This window comes from Bradyrhizobium sp. MOS001, from assembly GCF_004634465.1.
Taxonomy (GTDB): Bacteria; Pseudomonadota; Alphaproteobacteria; order Rhizobiales; family Xanthobacteraceae; genus Bradyrhizobium; species Bradyrhizobium barranii.
On the sequence record NZ_SPVJ01000019.1, the window covers coordinates 56,420 to 78,179 of the forward strand.

Below are 21,760 nucleotides of genomic sequence, written 5' to 3' on the forward strand. Positions count from 1 at the left end.
CCCGACGGGGCGGGGCGCAGGGCGACCAGCCTTACGGCTTGGCGGCGGGCTGCACGACCTGCTGCTCGACGAGGTCGAGGTGCCCCGGCAGCGAACCGGCGCGCAGCAGCATCGCGACGCTATTGGCTTCCTCCAGGGTGAAATTGCCGGAGATCTGGCCGGAGCCGCCGGTGATGGGCTCGCGGATCACGGGGGCGGAGATCACCTTGCCGTCGAGCACGATGGCGAAGGGCCTTCCGATGTTCTCTTCGGTGACGTGGGCAAAGCGCCGCGTGCCGCGGCCGTTGAAGCGGAACGAGGCGATCGGGTCTTTCGTGCCGCTGGCAAATCCCGGGCCGGCATAGCTGATGTCGTCGCCGTCGAGCGCGCTGTCCTTGGCGACCAGGTAATGGCGCTCGTCCTTGAAGCCGGGCAGGACTTCGGTGCCCGTGGGCGGCGTGCCGGATTGCGCCTGCTCCGCCGGCATCGAGACGTCGATCAGGCGGAAGCTGACCTTGACCTTCCTGGCGAAGACCGCGGTCACGCGGGCGGGCTCCATCATGCCCGGGATGAAAATGCGGATGCGATCCGTGCCATCCGGCAGGACGCTGGTGAGGTTGATGCCGGCATCCTTGAGGCGCTGCTCGATCATGGCGATGGAATCTTCGACGAGATCGCGCAGCCGGGCCGCGGATGCGGCATCGGTCGGCGCGAGCCTGACCAGTCCGTCGCCGCCGTCGGTCACCGTGAGCGCATGCGACGGCAATCCCTCCGCGGCCGACGCGAGCTTGCGTGCGAGCTGTTCGCGGCCCTTGGCATCCGCGATCTTCACCTCCACGCCGGCGTCGCGGATCGCAAGACCGGAGAAGGCGATCTTGCCCTCGCGCAGGGTCTTGTAGACATCGTCGCGCAAATCCGTGATGACGCTCTCGCGCAAGCCGTCGGTATCGACCTTGTAGACGATGCGCGAGCCGCCCAGCTTCTCCATCTTGTCGGCGACGAAGGCGGCGATCCTGGCACGCATCTTGTCGAACTGGCCGTCCTCGGCGAGCGCCGCGCGGGGCAGGACGATCGCCGAAGTCATGATCGCTGAAGTCATGATCGCCGAGGTCACGGCGAGCGCAACAATCAGCCGTGTGACGCGGTCCCGCGGGGGCGTGGTCATGATTTCCTCAAGTCTTGCGGCAGGACGCTGGCAGCGGAGTCCGATGCATGTTCTTGGTCCCCGGATCGGGCGGGGAGGTTCAATGGCCTCGAAGACGCGTGCTACGGCCGTAGCCGTTCGGCCATGGACGAACGCTCAATCATCCATCATTCTGTCAGCGCTCGACCGGCCATCGGCCGAGGCCTCGCCGACCAAAATGTCAAAAGACAGGGGGCGGGGAAATGCATCTGAGGGAGGACGGAATTCCATGGCGGGCATCCACGCGCTCGATCGGTTCATCGGCAACGACTATCCGGACTTCGCGACGGACGCAGAGGTCCGGGCCTTCGAGCAGGTCCCTTACGCCGATCGCGTCGCGGCCGAGAGCACCTATGACGCCATCAGGCTCGGTGCGGCGCGCAACCCCGACGGGGCCGCGATCCAGTTCCTGCAAAACGTCGATCCGGCCGATACGCCTGTGATGGTCACCTATCGCGATTTCGTCGCGCGCGTCACGCAGGCCGCCAACATGTTTCACGCGCTCGGCGTCGAGAAGGGCGACGTCGTCAGCTTCATGCTGCCGCTGGTGCCCGATGCCTTCGTGACGCTGTTCGGCGCCGAGGCCGCGGGCATCGCCAATCCCGTCAATCCGCTGCTTGAGCCGCACCAGATCGCGGAGATCCTTGAGGCCGCGAACACCAAGGTTCTGGTTGCGCTCGGACCGATGCCGGGCACCGACATCTGGCAAAAGGTCGAGCAGATCAGCCCGCAGCTGAAACATCTCAAGGCGGTCGTGCAGGTGTTCGGCGGAGGCGATCCGGACAAGGGCATCTTCGCCTTCAACGACCTGATCAAGCAGCAGCCGTCCGACCAGCTTATCAGCGGGCGCAAGATCCTGGGGAGCGACATCGCCGCCTATTTCCACACCGGCGGCACCACCGGCACGCCGAAGCTCGTGCGGCACACCCACGCCAATCAGGTCTATCAGGCCTGGGCGCTCAATCTGCTGCTGAAGTCGAAGCCCGGCGCCAACATGCTGTTCGGCATGCCGCTATTCCATGTCGGAGGATCGCTGACGCAGGTGCTGCTGACGCTGTCCGCCGGCGGCTCATTGGTCGTGCTGTCGCCGAGCGGCTGGCGCAATCCGAATTCGGTGAAGAACATCTGGGGGCTGGTGGAGCGCTTCAAGCCGGAGGCGCTGTCGAGCGTGCCGACGGTGCTGGCGGCCACGCTTGCGGTGCCGCCAGGCAATGCGGACATCTCCAGCCTGAAATATGCCGCCGGCGGCGGCTCGGCGATTCCCGTCGCCGTCGGCTCGGCGATCCAGGAGAAGCTGAAGCTGCCGGTGGTCGAGGTCTACGGCATGACCGAGACCTCGAGCGTGCACACGCTCGCTTATCCCAGCCGGCCGATCCGGCTCGGCTCGGTCGGTCTTCCCATGCCTTACGCGCGCGTGCGCATCGTGCAGCTCGATGCTGACGGCCGCCTGATCCGCGACTGCGCAGCCGACGAGATCGGCGTCGTCATCATGGCCGGGCCCGGCGTGTTCGGCGGCTATCTCAACGACGAGCACAACAAGGGCGCGTTCGTCGACGATGTCTGGGTCAACTCCGGCGACCTCGGACGTCTCGATGCCGACGGCTACCTCTGGATCACCGGCCGCGCCAAGGATCTCGTGATCCGCGGCGGCCACAATATCGATCCGGCGCCGATCGAAGAGATCATGTTTCGCCATCCCGCCGTCGGCTTCGCCGCCGTGGTTGGCCAGCCCGACGCCTATGCCGGTGAATTGCCGGTCGGTTATGTGCAGCTGAAGCCGGGCGCCACGGTCGAGCCGGGCGAACTGGAAGCCTGGGTGCGCGAACGCACGCCGGAGCGCGCGGCCGTTCCGGTGCAGGTCATTCCGATCGATCCGATGCCGGTGACCGGCGTGGGCAAGGTGTTCAAGCCACAGCTGCGCTGGGATGCCGCGCAGCGCGTGTTCGCCAAGGTGCTGTCGCCGCTCACTGAGCGCGGGATCGACTGCAAGGTGAAGGTCGGCGCGCATGGCAGCCACGGCTCGATTGCCACTGTGACGCTCGCGGGCCTGCCGGCAGACCAGCGCGAACTCGTCGCTGGCGAGGTGCACACGCTGCTCGATCCGTTCGTGATGCGGCACGAGGTGGTGCAGGCGTAGGTAAGGGCACGCGAGGCTTGCGCGCCTCGCCGCGAGCGCGCATCATCCTCTCAAAAAATGGGGGGAAGCCGATGCCTGAACTCTCTCGCCGCCGTCACCTTCAACAATTGTCGGCCGTGTTCGGATCCGCTGCGCTGTCCGGATTGCCACGGCCGGTATGGGCGTCAGAGCCCGACATTCCGCCGGAGGGCATCGGCAAGGGCATCAAGCATATCTCGTACAGCGATGTCGGCGGCCGGCCCGACACCGTGCAGGTGATGTTCAACCGTCAGCACGTCTATGTCGGACACATGTTCAGCGACGGCGTGACGATCCTGGACGCATCCGATCCGCGCGCACTGAAACCGGTCAATTTCTTCACTGCCGGGCAATACACCCGCACCCACCATCTGCAGGTGGCGGAAGACCTGCTGCTGCTTGCGAACGGCGCCAACATCGTCGCGATGCAGTCCTACGACAGCATGCGCGGCTATTTCGAGAATTCGCTCGCCGACAGCATCACCAAGGCCAAGAAATTCCGCTCCGGCCTGTCGATCCACACGACATCTCGAAACCGGGCGAGATGCGCGAGGTCGCGTTCCTCGAAATGCCGGGCTTCGGCATCAACCGGCTGTGGTGGCCCGGCGGCCGCTATGCCTATGTGTCGGCGCATTTCGACGGCTTCACCGACCACATCCTTTGCGTGGTCGATCTCAAGACCATCACCAAGCCGGAGATCGTCGCGAAATGGTGGCTGCCGGGCATGAACCGCGCAGCCGGCGAGCCGGCGACGCGCAAGGGCAAGCGCTTTGCGCTGCATCACATGATCACGGCGGGCGATCGCGGCTATGCCGCCTGGCGCGACGGCGGCTTCACCATCCACGACATCGGCGATCCCGCCAATCCGAAGCTGCTCTCGCACATCAACTGGTCGCCGCCCTTCGCCGGCGGCACGCATACGCCGCTGCCGCTGCCCAAGCGTCAGCTCGCCATCGTCGCGGATGAAGCCAATGCGGATCAATGCGCCAAGGGCCTGTTTCATACATTCGTGCTTGACGTGCGCGCGCCGCAAAATCCGGTGCCGATCGCGACGCTGCCGACGCCACGCGATCGCGACTTCTGTGCGAAGGGCACCTTCGGTCCGCATAATCTGCACGAGAACCGCCCCGGCTCCTTCCAGAGCGAGGAGACGATTTTCGCAACCTACAACAATGCCGGCGTCAGGGTGTTTGACGTCAGGGATCAGTTTGCGCCGAAGGAGATCGCGTATTGGGTGCCGCCGACACCGAAGGAGCTGATCGATCCCCGGCCGAACGTCGCGCTCGCGGCCAAGACCTGCGACGCCTATGTCCGGCCTGACGGGCTGATGTTCGTGTCGGACTGGAATGCCGGAATGCACGTGCTGCAATATCAGGGGTAATCGCCGCGCAGCGGGAGTCGGCGACTTGTCCGCCGTGGCCACCTCTTCCGATCGGGCGACGCCTCGCCATTACCCGCGGATCGCCGCATTGGCCCTTTCGGCTGCGCCCGTCATCGCATCCTTGGCCGATTTCGCACCGTTGACCACTTCATTCACGCCGATCATGAAGGCGTCCAGGATCAGTCTTGATTGCGGATGGAAAAGAATCGCCTTGGCGCGGTCGACGTCGGCATTCTGCAAATTGATCAGCGCCGCCTCGGCGGCCTGCGAACCGAACGCCTTCCTGAAGCCCTCGCTCGACCAGGCCGACACGCGTGTCGTCGCCAGCCCTGCTGCAGCAGTCTGCAGCGAGGTCGCCTTGCTCGTCGCCCAGAGCAGGAACAGGAAAGCCGCGCGCTTGTTTCGCGATTTGGAATTGATGCACGCCTGCCAGTGCGACATGAAGGGGACGGGGCCGCGACCGGCGAGATGCGGAAAGGTTGCAAACCCGGCCTGCTTGGCGACACGGCTTTTCGCTGGATTGGAAATGTCGGTCGCGAAGTTGCTGCTGTCGATCGCCATGGCCGTCCGCCCCTGCAGGAAGTCGTCCAGCACGTGGTACCATTCGTAGCTGCCGACGCCGGCAGGCCCGGCCTGACCGAGCAACTGTCCGTACATCTCGACGGCCGCGATCCCCTCCGGGCTCGCGAAAACGACCCTGTTGTGCTCGACCATGGCCCCACCGTAGGAGAACAGGAAGCCCATGGCTGGCGGGGAGGAATTGCCGCTCGCCTGGGCCCGCATCGCGATCCCCGACATCCCGTTGCTCTTGACCGCCTTGGCGGTGACAAGCAGCTCGTCGAAAGTCCGGGGTACCGGCTGGTCCTTGGCTGCCAGCGCATCGCTGTTGATGAACAGGGTCGTCGCCTCTGAGGTAATCGGGACCGCGTACCGTTCGCCGTCCGACCACAGCGGGAAGGCGCGGGCCGTCTTGAGCAGGTCGCTCTCGTCATACCAGGCGGGGTCGGTCAGCGACTTCATGGAATAATAGCCGTTCAGTGGCTCCACCCATCCGTTCGTGATGCCCTGGCCATAGGTCGTGAACATGAAGACGTCGGGCGTGCTACTGCCGCGAGCGAGCCTGATCGGCAGCGCGCCGAGGTAGGTGGTTTCCAGCTGGAAATCGATGGTGACGTTGATGCCGGTGAGGATGGTGAACTCCGGCAACAGCGGCGCGATCGCGTTCGACCACGGATGGATCGCACCCGAAAGTGCGATCGTCTGTCCCGCAAATTGCTTCCAGTCGATCGCGGCGTTGGCGTTAGCCGCAGCGGAATCCTCGGCAAAGCCCCATCGCGGCAGCGCGGTCAGGCCCGCGCCAGCCGCCCACAGTCCCTTGATGAAACTGCGGCGGCTCGCCGGATGGCTCAATGAGTTTTCACCCTGTGCCATGATGATGCTCCTTGAATCAACCAAGGGCATTCATCCATAGCACACGCACGGTGCCGCAGTCCTGCGACATCACGGCCCGACCTCTGGCGTATCCGATGAATGTCGGGTTCCCGACCTCCTTATCCGTGCTATTGTCCCATCATGCTCTGGCGTCGGCACCAGAACACGCGCGGTCACACGAGCATCGAAGACCCACGGCCAATGTCCGTTCCTGTTCGGGCCCTGCCTCTGCGATGGTTTGCTCGTCCGCTGATCCTTGCGGTCGCAGTGCTTGTGACCCTGTTTGCCGCGACCAGCTTCCTCGGCCTGCAATATTGGCAGGAGCGGCAAGCAGCTCATCACTTCATCGAGCATAGCCGCCAGGTCCTCGAAACGCTTGATCGGCTGCGGGCGATCGTCGCGGAACTGGAGACTGAAAGGCGCGGGTATCTCATGACCCTCGACCCCGCCTATCTCAAGGCCTACGGCGTCTCTGACGAAAGCGTACGGCGCGAGGCTCAGGCGCTGCAGATGTTGGTGGCGGATGATCCGATGCAGGGCCTTCGGGCCGGACATCTGGCGCTGACCGTTACAGCCACGCTGCGCGAGATCGACGAGCTGCTGAAGACGGCCGGCACGTCCGGGCTGGCCGCGCTGGCAATGATCCGCAGCATGGACGAGATCCGCTCGCAAATCGACCAGATGGTGGATCACGAGCGCTTTCGGCTCGCCGGCCGGGAGGCGCGCGCAGAAGCATTCGAGCAACGTTGGACCTGGCTGATCGCCGGCGCCGTTGTCCTCGTCGTCGCGCTGGCCGCAGCGGCGCTGGCGCTCGCGCGGCTCGAAGCGAAACGGCGGCGGGAGGCGACCGAGGAGAACATCCAGCTCCAGAGTGATCTTGCAGCACGGGATATCAAGATCAGGCGCCTGTTCGATGCCAACATCATCGGCATCATCATCTGGGAAGTCGAGGGGCGCATTCTCGAGGCCAACGATGCCTTCCTGCGCATCGTGGGATACGACCGGGAAGATCTCGCCGCAGGGCGCCTGCATCGGACCGACCTCACGCCGCCGGAATGGCGCGACCGCGACTTGCATACCGTGGCGGAACTGAAGCGGATCGGGACGGCCCAGCCATTCGAGAAGGAGTATGTGCGGAAAGACGGAAGCCGTGTTCCGGTGCTGATCGGCGGGACCCTGTTCGGAGAAGGTACGGATCATGGCGTCGGCTTTGTCCTTGATCTGACGGCTCTCAAGCGGGCGGAAGCCGAAGGCCGCGAACACGAGCGGCGCTACCGTGAAGCGCTGATGGAGCTCGCGCACGCCAATCGCGTCACCACGATGGGACAGCTAACCGCTTCGATCGCCCATGAAGTCAACCAGCCGATCGCCGCGATCGTGGCGAACGCCGAGGCCGGGCTGAATTGGCTGGAGGCGCGACCGCCAAACCTGGAGCGGGTTCGACAGACCCTCGACTGGATCACCGGTGATGGTATGCGAGCCGGCGACATCATCGGCCGGATCCGGGCGCTCATCAGGAACGCGCCCCCGCAAAAGGAGACACTGGAGATCAACCCGGCGGTGCTTGAGGTCATCGCGCTGACACGCAGCGAAGCGTTCAAGAACGGCGTCTCGGTGCGAATGCAATTTGCCGAGGGCTTGCCGCCGATTCAGGCCGACCGGGTTCAAGTTCAGCAAGTGGTGCTCAACCTGATCGTCAACGCGATCGAGGCGATGGCCGCGGTCGGCGAGGGGGGACGGGAGTTGCTGATCAGCACCGGTCGGGATGCATCGGACGGCGTCCACGTCACCTTGCGGGATTCCGGTCCGGGGCTGGATCCGAAGAACGTGGATCGCCTGTTCGAAGCCTTCTACACCACCAAGCCCACAGGCATGGGGATGGGTCTCGCCATCTGCCGCTCGATCATCGAGGCACATGGCGGGCGGATGTGGGCCGGCGCAAACGAGCCGCGGGGCGCCTTCTTCCAGTTCACCCTGCCGCTCGCCTCAGACGAGGCCGCATCTCGCCCGCTGGAGACGGAAGAGCCAACGGGGCAACGCTCTGCGGCTCGATGACGGGCTCCGCGTGGCGTGGCCCTTTGGCGGGAATGTCGCCGGGGCCGCGGCTGCCGCGAAGCGGCGCTAACCCGCCGGCATCCGCGTCTCCACCAGGCGCGCCCAGTAGGAGGCGCCGTGGCCGAGGATGTTGTCGTTGAAGACATAGGCCGGGTGGTGGCACTCGTTGCCGTCGCCCATGCCGACCAGGATCATCGCGCCGGGACGCGCTTCCAGCATGAACGAGAAGTCCTCGGCGCCCATCATCGGGATGAACTTGTCGTTGACACGCTCGGCACCGACGATGTCGCGGGCGACGTCGGCGGCAAGGCCGGCCTCGCGCGCATGGTTCATCGTCACCGGATACATCCGCGTATACTTGGTCTCGGCCGAGCCGCCATAGGCACGGGCAACGCTCTCGGCGACCTCGCCGATGCGGCGCTCGACGAGATCGCGCACTTCAGGATCGAGCGTGCGGACGGTGCCGCCGAGCTCGGCGACTTCAGGGATGATGTTGAAGGCCGTGCCGGAGTGGAATTGCGTGATCGAGATGACGGCGGACTTCAGCGGATCGACGTTGCGCGCGACGATTGACTGCAGCGCGTTGACGATCTGCGAGCCGATCAGCACGCTGTCGACGGATTTGTGCGGACCGGCGCCGGCGTGGCCGCCCTTGCCGTGGACGGTGATCTGGATGTTGTCGGACGAGGCCAGCATCGCGCCGGGCGTGGTCGCGAAATGGCCCTCGGGCAGGCCCGGCATGTTGTGCATGCCGTAGACCTCCTGGATGTTCCAGCGCGTCATCAAGCCGTCCTCGACCATCGCCTTGCCGCCGCCGCCGCCTTCCTCCGCAGGCTGGAAGATCATGATCGCGGTGCCGTCGAAATTGCGCGTCTCGGCGAGATATTTGGCGGCACCGAGCAGCATGGCGGTGTGGCCGTCATGGCCGCAGGCGTGCATCTTGCCGGGAACCTTGGAGGCGTAGGCGACGCCCGACGTCTCCATGATCGGCAGCGCGTCCATGTCGGCACGCAGCCCGATGGTCTTGCCGGAGGCCGACTTTCGGCCGCGGATCACGCCGACGACACCGGTCCGGCCGATGCCCGTCACCACCTCGTCGCAGCCGAATTCGCGCAAGCGATCGGCGACGATGCCGGCGGTGCGATGGACCTCGTAGAGCAGCTCCGGGTTCTCATGGAAGTCATGGCGCCAGGCGGCCATTTCGTCGGAGAGGGCGGCAACGCGGTTGACGATGGGCATGAGGGGATCCGTTTCTTGTTCGTGGGGTGGGTTAGCGTAGCGTAACTCACCGCCGTGTCACGAGGAATGGTGGGTGATGCCTGCGGCTAACCACCCGGCAGCTTCTGCGGACGCGCGCTCAGCTCTCGCCGAACACGCGCTTGAAGATCGTGTCGACATGCTTGAGGTGATAGCCGAGGTCGAACTGCTCCTCGATCTCGGCGTCGGTGAGATACTTCTTCACTTCAGCGTCCTTCTTCAGGAGCTGGAGGAAGTCGCCTTCGCCGCGCCAGACCGGCATGGCGTTGCGCTGCACCAGCTTGTAGGCGTCCTCGCGGCTTGCGCCCTTCTGGGTCAGCGCCAGCAGCACGCGCTGCGAATGCACGAGGCCGCCGAGGCGGTCGAGGTTCTTCTGCATGTTGGCGGGGTACACCAGCAGCTTGTCGATCAGGCCGGCGAGGCGCACCAGCGCGAAGTCGAGCGTCACGGTGGCATCCGGGCCCATCATGCGCTCTGCGGAGGAGTGCGAGATGTCGCGCTCGTGCCAGAGCACGACGTTTTCCAGCGCCGGCGTCACATAGGCGCGCACCATGCGGGAGAGGCCGGTGAGGTTTTCCGACAGCACCGGGTTGCGCTTGTGCGGCATCGCGGACGAGCCCTTCTGGCCTTCCGAGAAGAACTCTTCGGCTTCCAGCACCTCGGTGCGTTGCATGTGGCGGATTTCCACCGCGATACGCTCGACCGAGGAGGCGATCACGCCAAGCGTCGAGAAATACATCGCGTGGCGGTCGCGCGGGATGACCTGCGTGGAGATCGGCTCGGGGACGAGGCCCATCGCCTTGGCGACGTGCTCTTCGACGCGCGGGTCGATCTGCGCGAAGGTGCCGACGGCGCCGGAGATGGCGCAGGTCGCGACTTCCTTGCGTGCCGCAATCAGGCGCTCCTTGGCGCGTGAGAATTCGGCATAGGCATAAGCGAGCTTGAGGCCGAAGGTCACAGGCTCGGCGTGGATGCCGTGGCTGCGGCCGATAGTCGGCGTCATCTTGTGCTCGAAGGCACGCTTCTTCAGCGCGGCCAGCACCTTGTCGAGATCGGCGAGCAGGAGGTCGGCGGCGCGGGTGAGCTGGACGTTGAGGCAGGTGTCGAGCACGTCGGAGGAGGTCATGCCCTGGTGCACGAAGCGCGCTTCGGGGCCGACGATTTCGGCAAGGTGGGTCAGGAAGGCGATGACGTCGTGCTTGGTCTCGCGCTCGATCTCATCGATGCGGGCGACGTCGAAAGTGGCGTCCTTGGCCTTGGCCCAGACCGTCTTCGCGGCCTCCTTGGGGATCGTTCCGAGCTCGGCGAGAGCGTCCGCCGCGTGCGCCTCGATCTCGAACCAGATCTTGAACCGGGTCTGCGGCTCCCAGATCGAGGCCATTTCCGGGCGGGTATAGCGGGGGATCATCAGACTGCTCCAGGAAGGTGGGCGGGCGGCCCAAGGGGGTGGCGACCGGCCAAAATGCTTTTTACGCCGTGATTTAGCAGAGCGGGCAGGGCGAAACAAACGATCTGGACCCAAGCGAGGGGGATCGGCGAGCTATCCACCGCCCCCGGAACTAGCCCAGGCTGAGGAGACGCCACCCACAAAAATTAACTGTCAATCACGGATCATTGACTGACAGATATTGAAATCTGTCAGCGAGGCGTGTATATCCGTTTTCGGACGCTCCGATTGGGCGTCCCGCGGCGACCCACCCGGGGAGCCCGAGGTCCGAAATACTTGCGGATCGCGGGACATAAGGAGGTGGGGACCGCGGACGAATGGAGACTTAAGACAATGACGACCGAAATCATCAACTTCACCGGAACGATTGGGCATTGGCTCAATTTACTGGTTGCGCGCCAGATCGCGGCGCAGGCTGCAAAACTGCCTCATTAAGGCGAGAGCTTTCCGAAACGACCGGCACGGGCGCTTCGGAAGCAGCTCCATCGCCGGGTAACTGAGCCCTCAACGGGAACATGGTGCTGGCATGAATGAAGCCGTGATCTTGACGCCGGAGCGGATCCTCGAAGTCACCGAGGACGTTCTGCGGCGCTACGGACTTGCCAAGGCCACCGTGGTTGACGTTGCCCGTGCGCTCGATGTGAGCCACGGCAGCGTCTATCGCCATTTCCCGAGCAAGGCCTCGCTGCGCGAGGCCGTCGCCAAACGCTGGCTGGATCGCATCGATGCGCCGTTGCTGGCGATCGCCGAGGAGCAGGGGCCGGCGCCGGCGCGACTCGACCGCTGGCTGCGCACGCTGTTCGCCGCCAAGCGCTCGCGTGTGCTCGACGATCCCGAGATGTTCGACACCTATCTGACGCTGGCGCGCGAGGCTTGCGCCGCCGTCAAGTGCCACAAGGACACCATGATCGACCAGATCGCGTCGATCCTGACCGACGGCGTGAAGCAGGGCGTGTTCGAGGTGGGCGACGTCAAGGCCACCGCCCGCGCCATCTTCGATGCCACCGTCCGCTTTCACCACCCGGCCCACGCCGACGAGTGGAAGGATGCCGACCTGCCCGCCCGTGTCGATGCCACCCTGGCGCTGGTGCTGCGCGGGTTGAAGGCGGCCTAGACCGACACGGTCCCGCCAAAGCGTGTAACTGTCGATTCAGCCTTTCGCCTTGTGCAAAAGGGCCTCCTCGCGCGAGCGGGTCGATTGCCTTCCGTTGGAGGATGGGACAACCGGCGGGCTCTCCGGATATGTGTTCACCGCGATTTCGACGGCGTCCTTTGACCGCTTCCGAATGCGGTAGAATGTAAGCTCCTGATCGAGTGCGGGGCAGCGGAAGTGGACGACGGCCGTATCCGGCAAGCGGCAGAGTTCGTCGATGAGCTCGCCCACGGTGAGGAGCGGAGGATCGACGACCGTTCGGTGCATGGCCTTACTCATGGCGCAACTCCTTCACTCTGCTGCTAACCAAAGCGCGACGGTGTCGGTTCCATTCCGCTCGCCTCACGCGCTGGATAAAGGCGCGAACTGCGCGCGCTAGAGCGCGGATCCCGACCGCAGGCCGCGCGACCGCAAGATGCCGAACGGGTCTTCACGCCCGGCCAGTTTCCGATATGTCGCAAGGTCGTCAAGCGTCGGACCTTCTCCGCGTCGGACATTCCCACTCGTTCCAACCGGAATCGACGTGCCGAGGCCGGCATAGAGATAGCTGTCGCCGAACGCCTTCTTGAGCGCGGCAAAAGTCGGCTCACCGGTGCAATGCCCCGGTGCTACGGCGTCGACCTTGAACCTGTCCTTCAGAGCGGTAACGACTTTCGCGATTGCCTCGTCAGGCGCCACGACCAGATGAAATCCGCCGGCGATGAGATGAATCCTAGGATTGATACCGGTCGCCGCTTCGACAATGCGCTCGATCCCGGGGTGCGAACAACCGACCAGAAGGACTACGCCTTCTGCGGTGTTGACGGCCAGAGACAGCTCCTTGAGTTCTCGTGTCCCGGGCGCGTCGGAGATCAGCGAAATCAGTGTAATCCCAGGAGTAATCTCGGTCGTTTGATCGATCAGTTCGAAGTTTGCGTTGGCCCATGCCGAGCCGAACTTCATCACCGCTGGGGGCTTGCCTCCGTAGTACCGCATCTCCGGCGGCAGGGCCTCGTCTTTCCGGAAGAAGCCGGAGGGCAGCGAAGAGCCGTAGATGCCAAATCCTTCTTTCGGCGCGTAGATCTTGACGGTCGGATTGACGCTCAGGACGTAGGACAAACCCGCCATATGATCGGAGTGGCGGTGCGAAAGAACAACAAAGTCGAGGTCCGAGAGGTTGACGCCCCTGGCCTTCACGTTTGCCGCGAAGATCTCGGGGTCGTTACCGGTGTCGAACAGGATGCGTTTTCCCGCGACTTCGACAAGGGCGGAAAAACCCCAGTCCTTTGTCATCGCGTCATTTGTGCCGAAGGCGTCATAAAGAATGGTGATCTGGTCTTTCGCGTCGGCTGCTGCGCTCTCGGTGGTTCCGATCGCGAAAACGTTGAAGGCGATCAGTACGGCAAGAAGACTGTCCCTGATCTTCATGGAAGCGTCTCCTGTTGTCGTGCGAAACATACAACGGGAACGAGGGCGGCTTCGAAAGAGCCGGGCCAAAAGGCTCGCGTCAAGATCGGAGCCCAACAGACATCCACCGGCGGTCTCGCGCCGGATGCCGTGGCTGCGATCGAGCCTAGCACAATCCGAGAGCGACTGGAGACCTTCGTTGGAGCGGCCGGAACCGGATAGGCGTCCAGCGGCCAAGCCCTAGATCCGCGTCAGCCCGCAGCTCGCGGCCAGCCGCACGAGCTGCGCGTCGGTGCGCGCGCCGGTCTTGGTCTTGATCAAATAGTGATAGTTCTGCACCGTCTTGACGCTGAGATTGAGATGCGCAGCAATCTGCTCGGTCGTCGCGCCGCCGGCGAATTGGCGCAGGATCTCGATCTCGCGCTCACCCAGTTGGTCCAGCGCCGAGCCCGCCGACAGGCTGTCCTCGGCCAGTATATGTGCGATGTCGTCGCTCATGGCGCGCTCGCCGCGCGCAACGCTGCGGATCGCGGTGACGACCGCGGAGGGTTCGCTGCTCTTGGTGACGAAGCCGCTGGCGCCGGCGCTGAAGGCGGCTTTCACCAGCACGGCTTCGTTGTGCATGGTGAAGACGAGGATGCGCGCCCGCGGGCTGCGCGCGCGGATGTTGCGGATCGCCTCCAGCCCGCTCGCGCCGGGCATCGAGATATCCAGCAGGACGACATCAGGGTCGTGCGCCTTGAAGGCGCCGTAGGCGTCCGCGGCATTGTCGGCTTCCGCCACGACATGGAGATCGCCCTGGCTCTCCAGCACGCGACGGTAGCCTTGCCGCACGATCGGATGATCGTCGACCAGCAGCACGGAGATGCCTGTTGCCGCAACATCGCTCATGTCGGCCTCATGCGGCGAGCGGGATGGTGGCGGCGACGCTGAGGCCTCCTCGCGCAGGCAGGATCGACAGCGATCCGCCGGCCGCCGCGACCCGCTCGCGGATGCCGGTGAGGCCGAAGCCGGTCGACTGCGCCACGCGTGCGGCGTCGCCGCCGCCGTCGTCCTCGACACGGATCAGCAACGCGTCGTCGTCACCGGCGCGCCGCTCGATGCGCAAGGAGATTTCGCGCGCCGAGCTGTGGCGCAGTGCGTTGGTCAGGCATTCCTGCGCCACGCGATAGGCGGTGGTGGCGGCCGGGCCGCTGATGTCGGTGAGGTCGCCCCTGAGATCGAGCCGGATGGTCGGCTGCGCTGCGCTTTGCGAGCGCCAGCTGTCCACCAAATTGACCAGGCTGGCCTCGAGCCCGAGCTCCTCGGGCAGGGGATTGCGCAGGCGTTTGAGCGCATCGCGCAGCGAGGCCATCAGATGATGGGTGGCCTGCGAGATCATGCGCGCGTCCTGCGCGATTGCGTTGTCCTTGCTCTCCTTCGCGCTTGCGGTCTCGATCGTGTTGGCGAAGGCGAGGATGGCGGAGAGATTTTGGCCGAACTCGTCGTGCAGCTCGCGGGCGAGCGCGCGGCGTTCGTCGTCACGGATCTCGATCAGCCGCCTTGTCAGCGCCGCGCGCTGTTCGGTGGCTTCCTCCAGCCGGCCGCCGAGCTCACCGACGGCGCTGCCGATCATCGCCAGCTCCATGGAGCGGAAGCGCGGCAGTTTCGTGCGATACTGGCCCCGCGCCATGCGCTGGAGCGCGGCGACGATGGTGCGCGCCGGCGCCAGCGCGTGCGCGATGGCAAGCGACGCCAAGAGCGCGATCGCCGCCGCCATCAGAAGCGCGACATCGACCACGTTGAGGAGATACTCCCAGGCAAGCGAGATGGCCGCCGCGGCATCCGGCGTCGCGACGACCGTTCCGGCGGCTGCCGCGCGGGGACTGACGGGCCTTATCACTTCGGCGTGGCTGCCGAGGAAGATGGGTACGATCGCGGTGAACCAGTGCGGCGGCGTCTTGCCTAGCCCCACGCTCTGGCCGCAGAGCGGCCTTTCGAATGCGACGGCCGGCTGGAACTCGACGCAGACGCCGGGCGAGATCAGCTTCATCGTCTCAAGGGTGCGCCACTCCGGAACCGGCAAGAGCTGCTCGCGCGTTCTGCTGCTGCGCAACAAGAACTCGTGCCAGTACAGCGCCTGAAGCGCCTGTGCGACCCGCTGCGCCGAGGCCGCGGTCGCCCGGTCGACGCTGCGATAGGCGTCGAACGTGGCCCAGACGGTCGCAGCGCCAAGGCAGAGCGCGACGATGAGAAGCAGACGGGCGACAAGCTGAAGCACGAGGCGCATGCGATCACCCTCAACGTTTGGTAAGGTCAGCCTAACAACGCCGCCGCGCCTTGCCAATTGCGGGGTTTGGGCCGGATTGCAGCTCGGGCAAATTTCCCAAGCCGGATTGGGCATGGCTCTTTGGACCGCGCGCGGCGGCTTTGATCTAATCGGGGTGGAATCGTTGCAGGCCAATCCCTGCAAGCCAGGAGCAGTGCAGCATGAGTTCGATGACGATTGGACCGATCGCGGGGTCTGCTGCCGACCCATCCGAGCGCAGCGCGCTGCTGTTCTGGATGATCTTCACCGGGCTGTCGATCTTCGCCGTCGTGCTGCTGTGGCGCTTCGGCCTGATCCGCCTGATGCTGACCTCGGACCGCACCTACATTTCCAGCGTGATCGCGCTGCTCTATGTCCTTACCTGCGGCCACTGCTTCCTGCGGACACGGGCGATCGCCCGTGAAGGCGCGGCGGCGCGGCGCTGCCGGGCGGTGCTCGCCGCGCCCGGGGGCAGCAAGGTGCTCGACGGCAGCGCGGCCGCGCTGCCACGCGGGCTGGTGCGGGACCACATCGAGAGCCTCGTGACGAAAGCATCCGCGCAGGACTACCGGGCGGTCGACCAGACGCTGCTGCTGCGGACGCTGGCCGACCGGCTGCGCGGCTCCAACGGCTTCGGTGCCTTCGTCTCGGACACGCTGATGAAGCTCGGCCTGCTCGGCACCATCATCGGCTTCATCATCATGCTGGCGCCGATCGCGGGGCTGGATGCCGCTGACAAGGTCGCGATGCGTTCATCGATGGGGCTGATGAGCGACGGCATGGCGGTCGCGATGTACACGACGCTGGCGGGCCTCGTCGGCTCGATCCTGGTCCGCATCCAGTACTACATGCTGGATGCCGCGACCCAGCGCGTGTTCTCGGACGCGGTGGTGCTGACCGAGACCTATGTGACGCCGGTGCTGGAGCGCAAAGGCGCTGGAACCGCGTCATGATGGATGATTTCGGTCTCTATCCGCGCGAGGAGCCGTTCGATCCGCTGGGCGTGATGCTGTTCAAGGCGCTCCAGGTGATCGCCTTCCTGTTCTTCCTCGCGCTCCTCGCGGTGTCGCCCGATGCCAAGGACGGCAAGATCGATTCCAAGGCCGAGTTCATGATCACGCTGGACTGGCCGGACAGCCATCCAGACGATCTCGACCTGTTCGTGCAGGATCCCGCCGGCAACATCGCCTGGTATCGCCACCGCGAAGCCGGCTTCCTCACGCTCGATCGCGACGACCGGGGCGGGGCCAACGACTTCATCATGGTCAACGGCAAGAAGATCGCCTCGCCGATCCGCGAGGAGATCGTCACGGTGCGCGGCATCGTCGCCGGCGAATACACCGTCAACGTCTCACATTTCGTGGCGACGACCGGCGAACCGGTCCAGGCCAATGTGAAGGTGCAGAAGCTCAATCCGACCGCGCAGGTGGTCTTCGACAACAAATTCACGCTCGACCACACCGGCGACGAGAAGACCGCGGTGCGGTTCCGGCTCGATGCGGAAGGAAAGGTCGTCAATGTGGACCAGCGGCCGAAATCGCTGCTGGAGACGTTCCGCAGCAGTTGGCGCAACGGCGCCGATCTCGACCCGCGGACGGGCGTGAGCAAGAACGCCGTGAGGGTGCGCCGTGACTAGCCTGCAGACGGTCATCCTCACGCTGTCGGTCGCCTACGCTGTCATCGGCGCGTTGTTGCTTGTCGTGCTGGTCTATGCGCGGCTGCACTGGTCGTTCAAGGCGGTCGCAGTGGTCGTGACCAGCGCCTTCTATGTCGTCAGCTTCACCGAGATGCGCGGGCTGCTGGGCTGGGCCAGTTCCGAACGGCTGCCGGCGACCTTCAAGCTGCTGAAGGCCCGCATCGTCGAGCCGCATTCGCTGGAGGGCGATCCGGGCTCGATCTATCTCTGGGTCGAGCAGCTCGACGAGGACAATCGGCCGAGCGGCATCCCGCGCGCCTTTCGTGTGCCCTACAATGACAGGCTGGCCGACAAGACCCATGCGGCGGAGAACGAGATCGCACTGGGACATCCGCAAGGCGGCCGCGCCGCCGATTTCGGCGGCGGCGATGGCAGTCTGATCGACATGGTCCGGGAATATGTGACGCCCAAGACCATTCTGGAGACCAGCGGCGGCGATTCCTCGACCGGCGAATTCCTGGCACCACCCGCCGGCGCGCAAGGCGCGGTGTTCACCCCGATTCCGCCGCCCCGGATGCCGCCGAAGGACGAGCAATAGGCTCTTCACCATCGCGACAGGGGCACGCTGGAAAACGCACCCGCACTGGCGCATCTTCTTGACGTCCCTCAATTTGGCCTTATCGGCTTCCGATAAGGCCTTTGGGGTGGAGGGTGCGTGCTTCTCGCTGTCTTTTCGGATATCCACGGCAACCGGCAGGCGTTCGAGGCCTGCCTGAAGGTTGCCCGCGCGAAGGGCGCGGAGCGGTTCGTCCTGCTCGGCGATTTCGTCGGCTATGGCGCCGATCCGGAATGGGTCGTGGATACCGTGATGGGTCTGGTCCGGGAGGGCGCCATCGTCGTCCGCGGCAATCATGACGAGGCGGTCAACATCACGACCGAAGCCATGAATGCGGAGGCGCAGATCGCGATCGAATGGACGCGCGGGCGGCTCGACGTCGCGCAGCGGCGGTTCCTCGCCGAGCTGCCGATGCTGGTGGATGAGAAGGAGCGCCTTTACGTCCACTCGGAGGCCTCGAGCCCGCAGCGCTGGCACTATGTCCGTTCGACGGCGGATGCCGCCAAGAGCCTGATATCGACGCCCGCCCATGTCACCTTCTGCGGCCACATCCATCGCCCGGCGCTCTATTCGATGTCGGTGACGGCGAAGATGACGAGCCTCGTGCCCAAGACCGACGTTTCCGTGCCGCTGCTGCGCGGGCGGCAATGGCTGGCCGTGCTCGGCTCGGTGGGCCAGCCTCGCGATGGCGATCCATCCGCAGCCTTCGTGCTGTTCGACACCGTGTCGTGCCAGATCACCTATTGCCGCGCGCCCTATGACATTGCGAGCGCGGCGAACAAGATTCGCGAAAACGGCCTGCCGCCCTGGCTCGCCGACCGGCTGTCGCAGGGACGCTGACGGCGATGCCGCAACCCCTGGTCAAATCAGGCGCCGAGATCGACGGCTACACCATCGGTGAATGCGTCCATGCCGGCGGCATGGCGACGCTGTGGACCGTCACCCATCCCGGCATTGACGTGCCGCTGCTGATGAAGATTCCGCGGGTGTCGGAGGGCGAGGACCCCGCCGCAATCGTCTCGTTCGAGATGGAGATGATGATCTTGCCGCGGCTCGCCGGCCCGCACGTGCCCTCGTGTTTCGGCACCGGTGACTTCGCGCACCAGGCCTACGCCGTGATCGAGCGCATTCCCGGGACCACGCTCTACAAGCGGCTGCCCGACCTGCCGCTCCCATATGAGGAGGCGCGGCAGCTCGTCGCGAAGATCGCCGCCGCGCTGGCCGATCTGCACCGGCAGAACGTGATTCATCACGACATCAAGCCGAGCAGCATCATGTTCCGCGATAGCGGCGAGGCGGTCCTGATCGATTACGGCCTGTCGCACCACAACCATCTGCCGGACCTGTTGCAGGAAGAATTCCGCCTGCCTTACGGCACCGCGCCCTACATGGCGCCCGAGCGGCTGTTGGGGGTACGCGACGATCCGCGCAGCGATCTGTTTTCGCTGGGCGTGCTGCTCTATTTCTTCACCACCGGCGAGCGTCCCTTCGGAGAGGGCGAGACGCTGCGCGCGATGCGTCGCCGGCTGTGGCGCGATCCGCATCCGCCGCGCGAATTGCGCGCGGACTATCCGCCCTGGCTTCAGGAGGTGGTGCTGCGCTGTCTCGAGATCGAGCCGGTGCGGCGCTATCCGACCGCGTCCCAGCTCGCCTTCGATCTCGCTCATCCGGACCAGGTCAGGCTCACCGCGCGTTCGGAACGGCTGAAGCGCGACCCCTTGAGCGTCGCCTGGCGGCGGCGCTTCAACCTGGGTGTCATGGCGCCGCGCGCGAAATCGGACGTCGCCGCGCAAATCGCCTCCAGCCCGATCCTCGCGGTCGCGCTCGACACGGTGGAAGGCGCGGGCGAGCTGAACGAGGCGCTGCGCGTGACGACCGAGCGCATTCTCGCGACGCTGCCGTCGGCGCGGCTTGCCTGCGTCAACGTGCTCAAGCTCAACCGCATCGCGATCGACCGGACGCTCGACGAGCAGGGCTCCAACAAGCATATCGACCGCCTGGTCGCGCTCCGGCATTGGGCGACGCCGCTCAAGCTGGATGAGAGCCGGCTGTCGGTTCACGTGCTGGAGGCCGTCGACCCCGCCGCGGCGCTGCTGGAATTCGCCGAGGTCAATCAGGTCGACCACGTCATCATCGGCGCACGGCAGAGCTCGTTCCGCCGCGCGCTGCTCGGCAGCGTCTCGGCCAAGGTGGCCTCGGAGGCGGCCTGCACCGTCACTGTGGTGCGGCCGCCGCGGATGGCTGCGGCGAAACCGGACGCCGGCGTCGTGTGGGGCTAGGAAAGATCACGCCGCGTGGGCGGCGTGGACGGAGCGCTTGCGGCGGATCGGCCAGCAGAATTGCGGGCCGGGCTCGCCGTGATCCGCGCCGCCGCCGAAATACTGGATGATCTCGCGGCAGGGCTCGCAATTGAAGAGGTTACGCGACGCGGATGCCTTGGTCATTTCCTTCAGGCAGTTCGGGCAGTGCGGTTTCATCGGGCGTGGTCCAGAACAGAATTCAATGCCGGCGCGGTGACCGGAGCGGGTGATCCGGGTCCGCCATCTCGGGCCCGGTGTCGTCGCGCCTCTCGCCTTCGGTGCGTTCGAGCCGACCGAAGAAATAGTCGAGGTCAGGATGCGGGCGCCGCGGGATGCGGCACCTGCGCTTCGCTTGACGCTTCACGAGCGCGATCTGCATGGGCTCAGGCCCGATACCAGTCGCGACGGACGATGCGGGCCGAACGTGCCGGCACCCTCGCCGGTCCGGCCGATGGGCCAAACACAACAAACGCACTGAAACCAAGCCACAACGCCACGCCAGTCCAAACCAGGGTCGTCGTCATGATGTGCTCCCGCGAAAACAGGCAGGAATCACTAGCGGTGATTTGCACGAATCAGGGAAGCCCGGAGGAGTACGGATCAAGGTGCAATTTGGGCATTGCGCGTCGCAACGCCCGTAAGACCCGCAGCTTTTCAGCAAATATGTTGCTTGTGCTTCAGATCGCTTCGCCGCGTGCGCCTGCGGCGGCGTTGCGGATCGCGGCGATGTTGGTCTTGTACGCTTCCTGCGTGCCGCCCTTGAACACGGAGGTGCCGGCGACGAAGGCGTTGGCGCCCGCCGCGGCCAGGGGACCCGCGACATCAGGACCGACGCCGCCATCGACCTCGATGTCGATCGGACGTCCCGCCGTCATCGCGCGGATGTCGCGGATCTTGCCGATCGCAGACGGGATGAAGGCCTGGCCGCCGAAGCCGGGATTGACCGACATCACCAGCACGAGGTCGACGAGGTCGATGACGTATTCGAGCACGCTGATCGGCGTGCCCGGGTTGAGCGAGACGCCGGCCTTCTTGCCGAGCGCGCGGATCGCCTGGAGCGAGCGGTGCAGATGGGGACCTGCTTCCGCATGCACGGTGATGTGGTCACAGCCGGCTTTGGCGAAGGCCTCGAGATAGGGGTCGCAGGGCGAGATCATCAGATGCGCGTCGAAGATCTTCTTGGTGTGCGGGCGCATCGCCTTGATGACGTCGGGGCCGTAGGAGATGTTGGGCACGAAATGTCCGTCCATCACGTCGAGATGGATCCAGTCGGCGCCGGCCGCGTCCACCGCGCGCACCTCTTCGCCGAGCTTGGAGAAGTCCGAGGCCAGGATCGAGGGCGCGATGGCCAGGGGGCGGGGAGTGAAGGCTTGGGTCATGGCGCGGTGTCCCGTGGCGGCCGTGAAAGATGATGCTCGCCTAACATGGGCCTCTCAGCCGGGCAATGCAGGGGTGGCGTGCTTCCTGTGGGCGGAAATTTCTGCCGCGACCGGC

General features: G+C 65.3%; 19 protein-coding genes and 1 pseudogene. 9 read left to right on the top strand and 11 right to left on the bottom strand.

Features of this window, described 5'->3' with window-relative positions:
- Nucleotides 1-31 precede the first annotated feature (31 nt).
- Nucleotides 32-1,144: a preprotein translocase subunit SecD gene (locus tag CT676_RS22970; protein ID WP_135215429.1), complete on the bottom strand. Its 1,113-nt coding sequence runs from the start codon at nucleotides 1,142-1,144 to the stop codon at nucleotides 32-34.
- Between the two features lie 247 nt (nucleotides 1,145-1,391).
- Here CT676_RS22970 and CT676_RS22975 point away from each other — a divergent pair, with 247 nt between their 5' ends.
- On the top strand, nucleotides 1,392-3,299 hold the full coding sequence (locus tag CT676_RS22975; protein WP_135215430.1) for an acyl-CoA synthetase: 1,908 nt from the start codon (nucleotides 1,392-1,394) through the stop codon (nucleotides 3,297-3,299).
- 71 nt (nucleotides 3,300-3,370) lie between these two features.
- A pseudogene (locus tag CT676_RS22980) lies at nucleotides 3,371-4,698 on the top strand (hypothetical protein).
- Nucleotides 4,699-4,767: 69 nt separating this feature from the next.
- On the opposite strand, the gene CT676_RS22985 reads toward CT676_RS22980, so the two are convergent.
- Entirely contained in the window at nucleotides 4,768-6,129 is a 1,362-nt protein-coding gene (locus tag CT676_RS22985) for an extracellular solute-binding protein (RefSeq protein ID WP_167768119.1), read from the bottom strand.
- A 201-nt stretch (nucleotides 6,130-6,330) separates the two neighbouring features.
- On the opposite strand from CT676_RS22985, the gene CT676_RS22990 reads away from it, so the two are divergent.
- Nucleotides 6,331-8,184, top strand: a complete 1,854-nt coding sequence (locus tag CT676_RS22990) for an ATP-binding protein (protein WP_167768120.1) — start codon at nucleotides 6,331-6,333, stop codon at nucleotides 8,182-8,184.
- A gap of 66 nt (nucleotides 8,185-8,250) precedes the next feature.
- On the opposite strand, the gene CT676_RS22995 is transcribed toward CT676_RS22990, so the two are convergent.
- A complete protein-coding gene (locus CT676_RS22995) occupies nucleotides 8,251-9,423 on the bottom strand; it encodes a M20 aminoacylase family protein (RefSeq protein WP_085404318.1) in 1,173 nt (390 codons plus the stop codon).
- A gap of 118 nt (nucleotides 9,424-9,541) precedes the next feature.
- Nucleotides 9,542-10,849, bottom strand: a complete 1,308-nt coding sequence (purB, locus tag CT676_RS23000) for an adenylosuccinate lyase (RefSeq protein WP_063982388.1) — start codon at nucleotides 10,847-10,849, stop codon at nucleotides 9,542-9,544.
- A gap of 565 nt (nucleotides 10,850-11,414) precedes the next feature.
- Between purB and CT676_RS23005 the strand changes: the two genes are divergently transcribed.
- Nucleotides 11,415-12,002, top strand: a complete 588-nt coding sequence (locus CT676_RS23005) for a TetR family transcriptional regulator (RefSeq protein WP_028158450.1) — start codon at nucleotides 11,415-11,417, stop codon at nucleotides 12,000-12,002.
- Between the two features lie 36 nt (nucleotides 12,003-12,038).
- Here CT676_RS23005 and CT676_RS23010 read toward each other — a convergent pair whose 3' ends face one another.
- The 4 genes from CT676_RS23010 to CT676_RS23025 form a co-directional block, all read right to left on the bottom strand.
- A complete protein-coding gene (locus tag CT676_RS23010; protein ID WP_135215434.1) occupies nucleotides 12,039-12,320 on the bottom strand; it encodes a hypothetical protein in 282 nt (93 codons plus the stop codon).
- Between the two features lie 96 nt (nucleotides 12,321-12,416).
- Complete coding sequence (locus CT676_RS23015; protein ID WP_135215435.1) at nucleotides 12,417-13,448, bottom strand: MBL fold metallo-hydrolase; 1,032 nt, start codon at nucleotides 13,446-13,448, stop codon at nucleotides 12,417-12,419.
- Nucleotides 13,449-13,667: 219 nt separating this feature from the next.
- Nucleotides 13,668-14,318 carry a response regulator transcription factor gene (locus CT676_RS23020; protein ID WP_014494168.1) on the bottom strand — a complete coding sequence of 217 codons (651 nt, stop codon included), beginning with the start codon at nucleotides 14,316-14,318 and terminating at the stop codon, nucleotides 13,668-13,670.
- 7 nt (nucleotides 14,319-14,325) lie between these two features.
- On the bottom strand, nucleotides 14,326-15,696 hold the full coding sequence (locus tag CT676_RS23025; protein ID WP_135215436.1) for a histidine kinase: 1,371 nt from the start codon (nucleotides 15,694-15,696) through the stop codon (nucleotides 14,326-14,328).
- Nucleotides 15,697-15,896: 200 nt separating this feature from the next.
- Here CT676_RS23025 and CT676_RS23030 point away from each other — a divergent pair, with 200 nt between their 5' ends.
- The 5 genes from CT676_RS23030 to CT676_RS23050 all read left to right on the top strand — a co-directional run bounded on the left by CT676_RS23030 (nucleotide 15,897) and on the right by CT676_RS23050 (nucleotide 20,245).
- Nucleotides 15,897-16,667, top strand: a complete 771-nt coding sequence (locus tag CT676_RS23030; RefSeq protein ID WP_028147463.1) for a MotA/TolQ/ExbB proton channel family protein — start codon at nucleotides 15,897-15,899, stop codon at nucleotides 16,665-16,667.
- Entirely contained in the window at nucleotides 16,664-17,350 is a 687-nt protein-coding gene (locus tag CT676_RS23035) for a hypothetical protein (RefSeq protein ID WP_135215437.1), read from the top strand. The genes CT676_RS23030 and CT676_RS23035 overlap by 4 nt, the downstream gene beginning before the upstream one ends.
- Nucleotides 17,343-17,948 (top strand): hypothetical protein, encoded by a 606-nt coding sequence (locus CT676_RS23040; protein WP_135215438.1) that lies wholly within the window; start codon nucleotides 17,343-17,345, stop codon nucleotides 17,946-17,948. Before CT676_RS23035 ends, CT676_RS23040 begins: the two co-directional genes overlap by 8 nt.
- 117 nt (nucleotides 17,949-18,065) lie before the next feature.
- On the top strand, nucleotides 18,066-18,806 hold the full coding sequence (locus CT676_RS23045; RefSeq protein ID WP_135215439.1) for a metallophosphoesterase family protein: 741 nt from the start codon (nucleotides 18,066-18,068) through the stop codon (nucleotides 18,804-18,806).
- A 5-nt stretch (nucleotides 18,807-18,811) separates the two neighbouring features.
- Nucleotides 18,812-20,245, top strand: a complete 1,434-nt coding sequence (locus CT676_RS23050) for a bifunctional serine/threonine-protein kinase/universal stress protein (protein WP_135215440.1) — start codon at nucleotides 18,812-18,814, stop codon at nucleotides 20,243-20,245.
- A 6-nt stretch (nucleotides 20,246-20,251) separates the two neighbouring features.
- Here CT676_RS23050 and CT676_RS23055 read toward each other — a convergent pair whose 3' ends face one another.
- The 3 genes from CT676_RS23055 to rpe all read right to left on the bottom strand — a co-directional run bounded on the left by CT676_RS23055 (nucleotide 20,252) and on the right by rpe (nucleotide 21,645).
- A complete protein-coding gene (locus CT676_RS23055) occupies nucleotides 20,252-20,443 on the bottom strand; it encodes a hypothetical protein (RefSeq protein WP_014494175.1) in 192 nt (63 codons plus the stop codon).
- A 22-nt stretch (nucleotides 20,444-20,465) separates the two neighbouring features.
- Nucleotides 20,466-20,645, bottom strand: a complete 180-nt coding sequence (locus tag CT676_RS23060; protein ID WP_028147458.1) for a hypothetical protein — start codon at nucleotides 20,643-20,645, stop codon at nucleotides 20,466-20,468.
- Between the two features lie 298 nt (nucleotides 20,646-20,943).
- Complete coding sequence (gene rpe, locus CT676_RS23065) at nucleotides 20,944-21,645, bottom strand: ribulose-phosphate 3-epimerase (RefSeq protein WP_135215441.1); 702 nt, start codon at nucleotides 21,643-21,645, stop codon at nucleotides 20,944-20,946.
- Nucleotides 21,646-21,760: the final 115 nt, after the last annotated feature.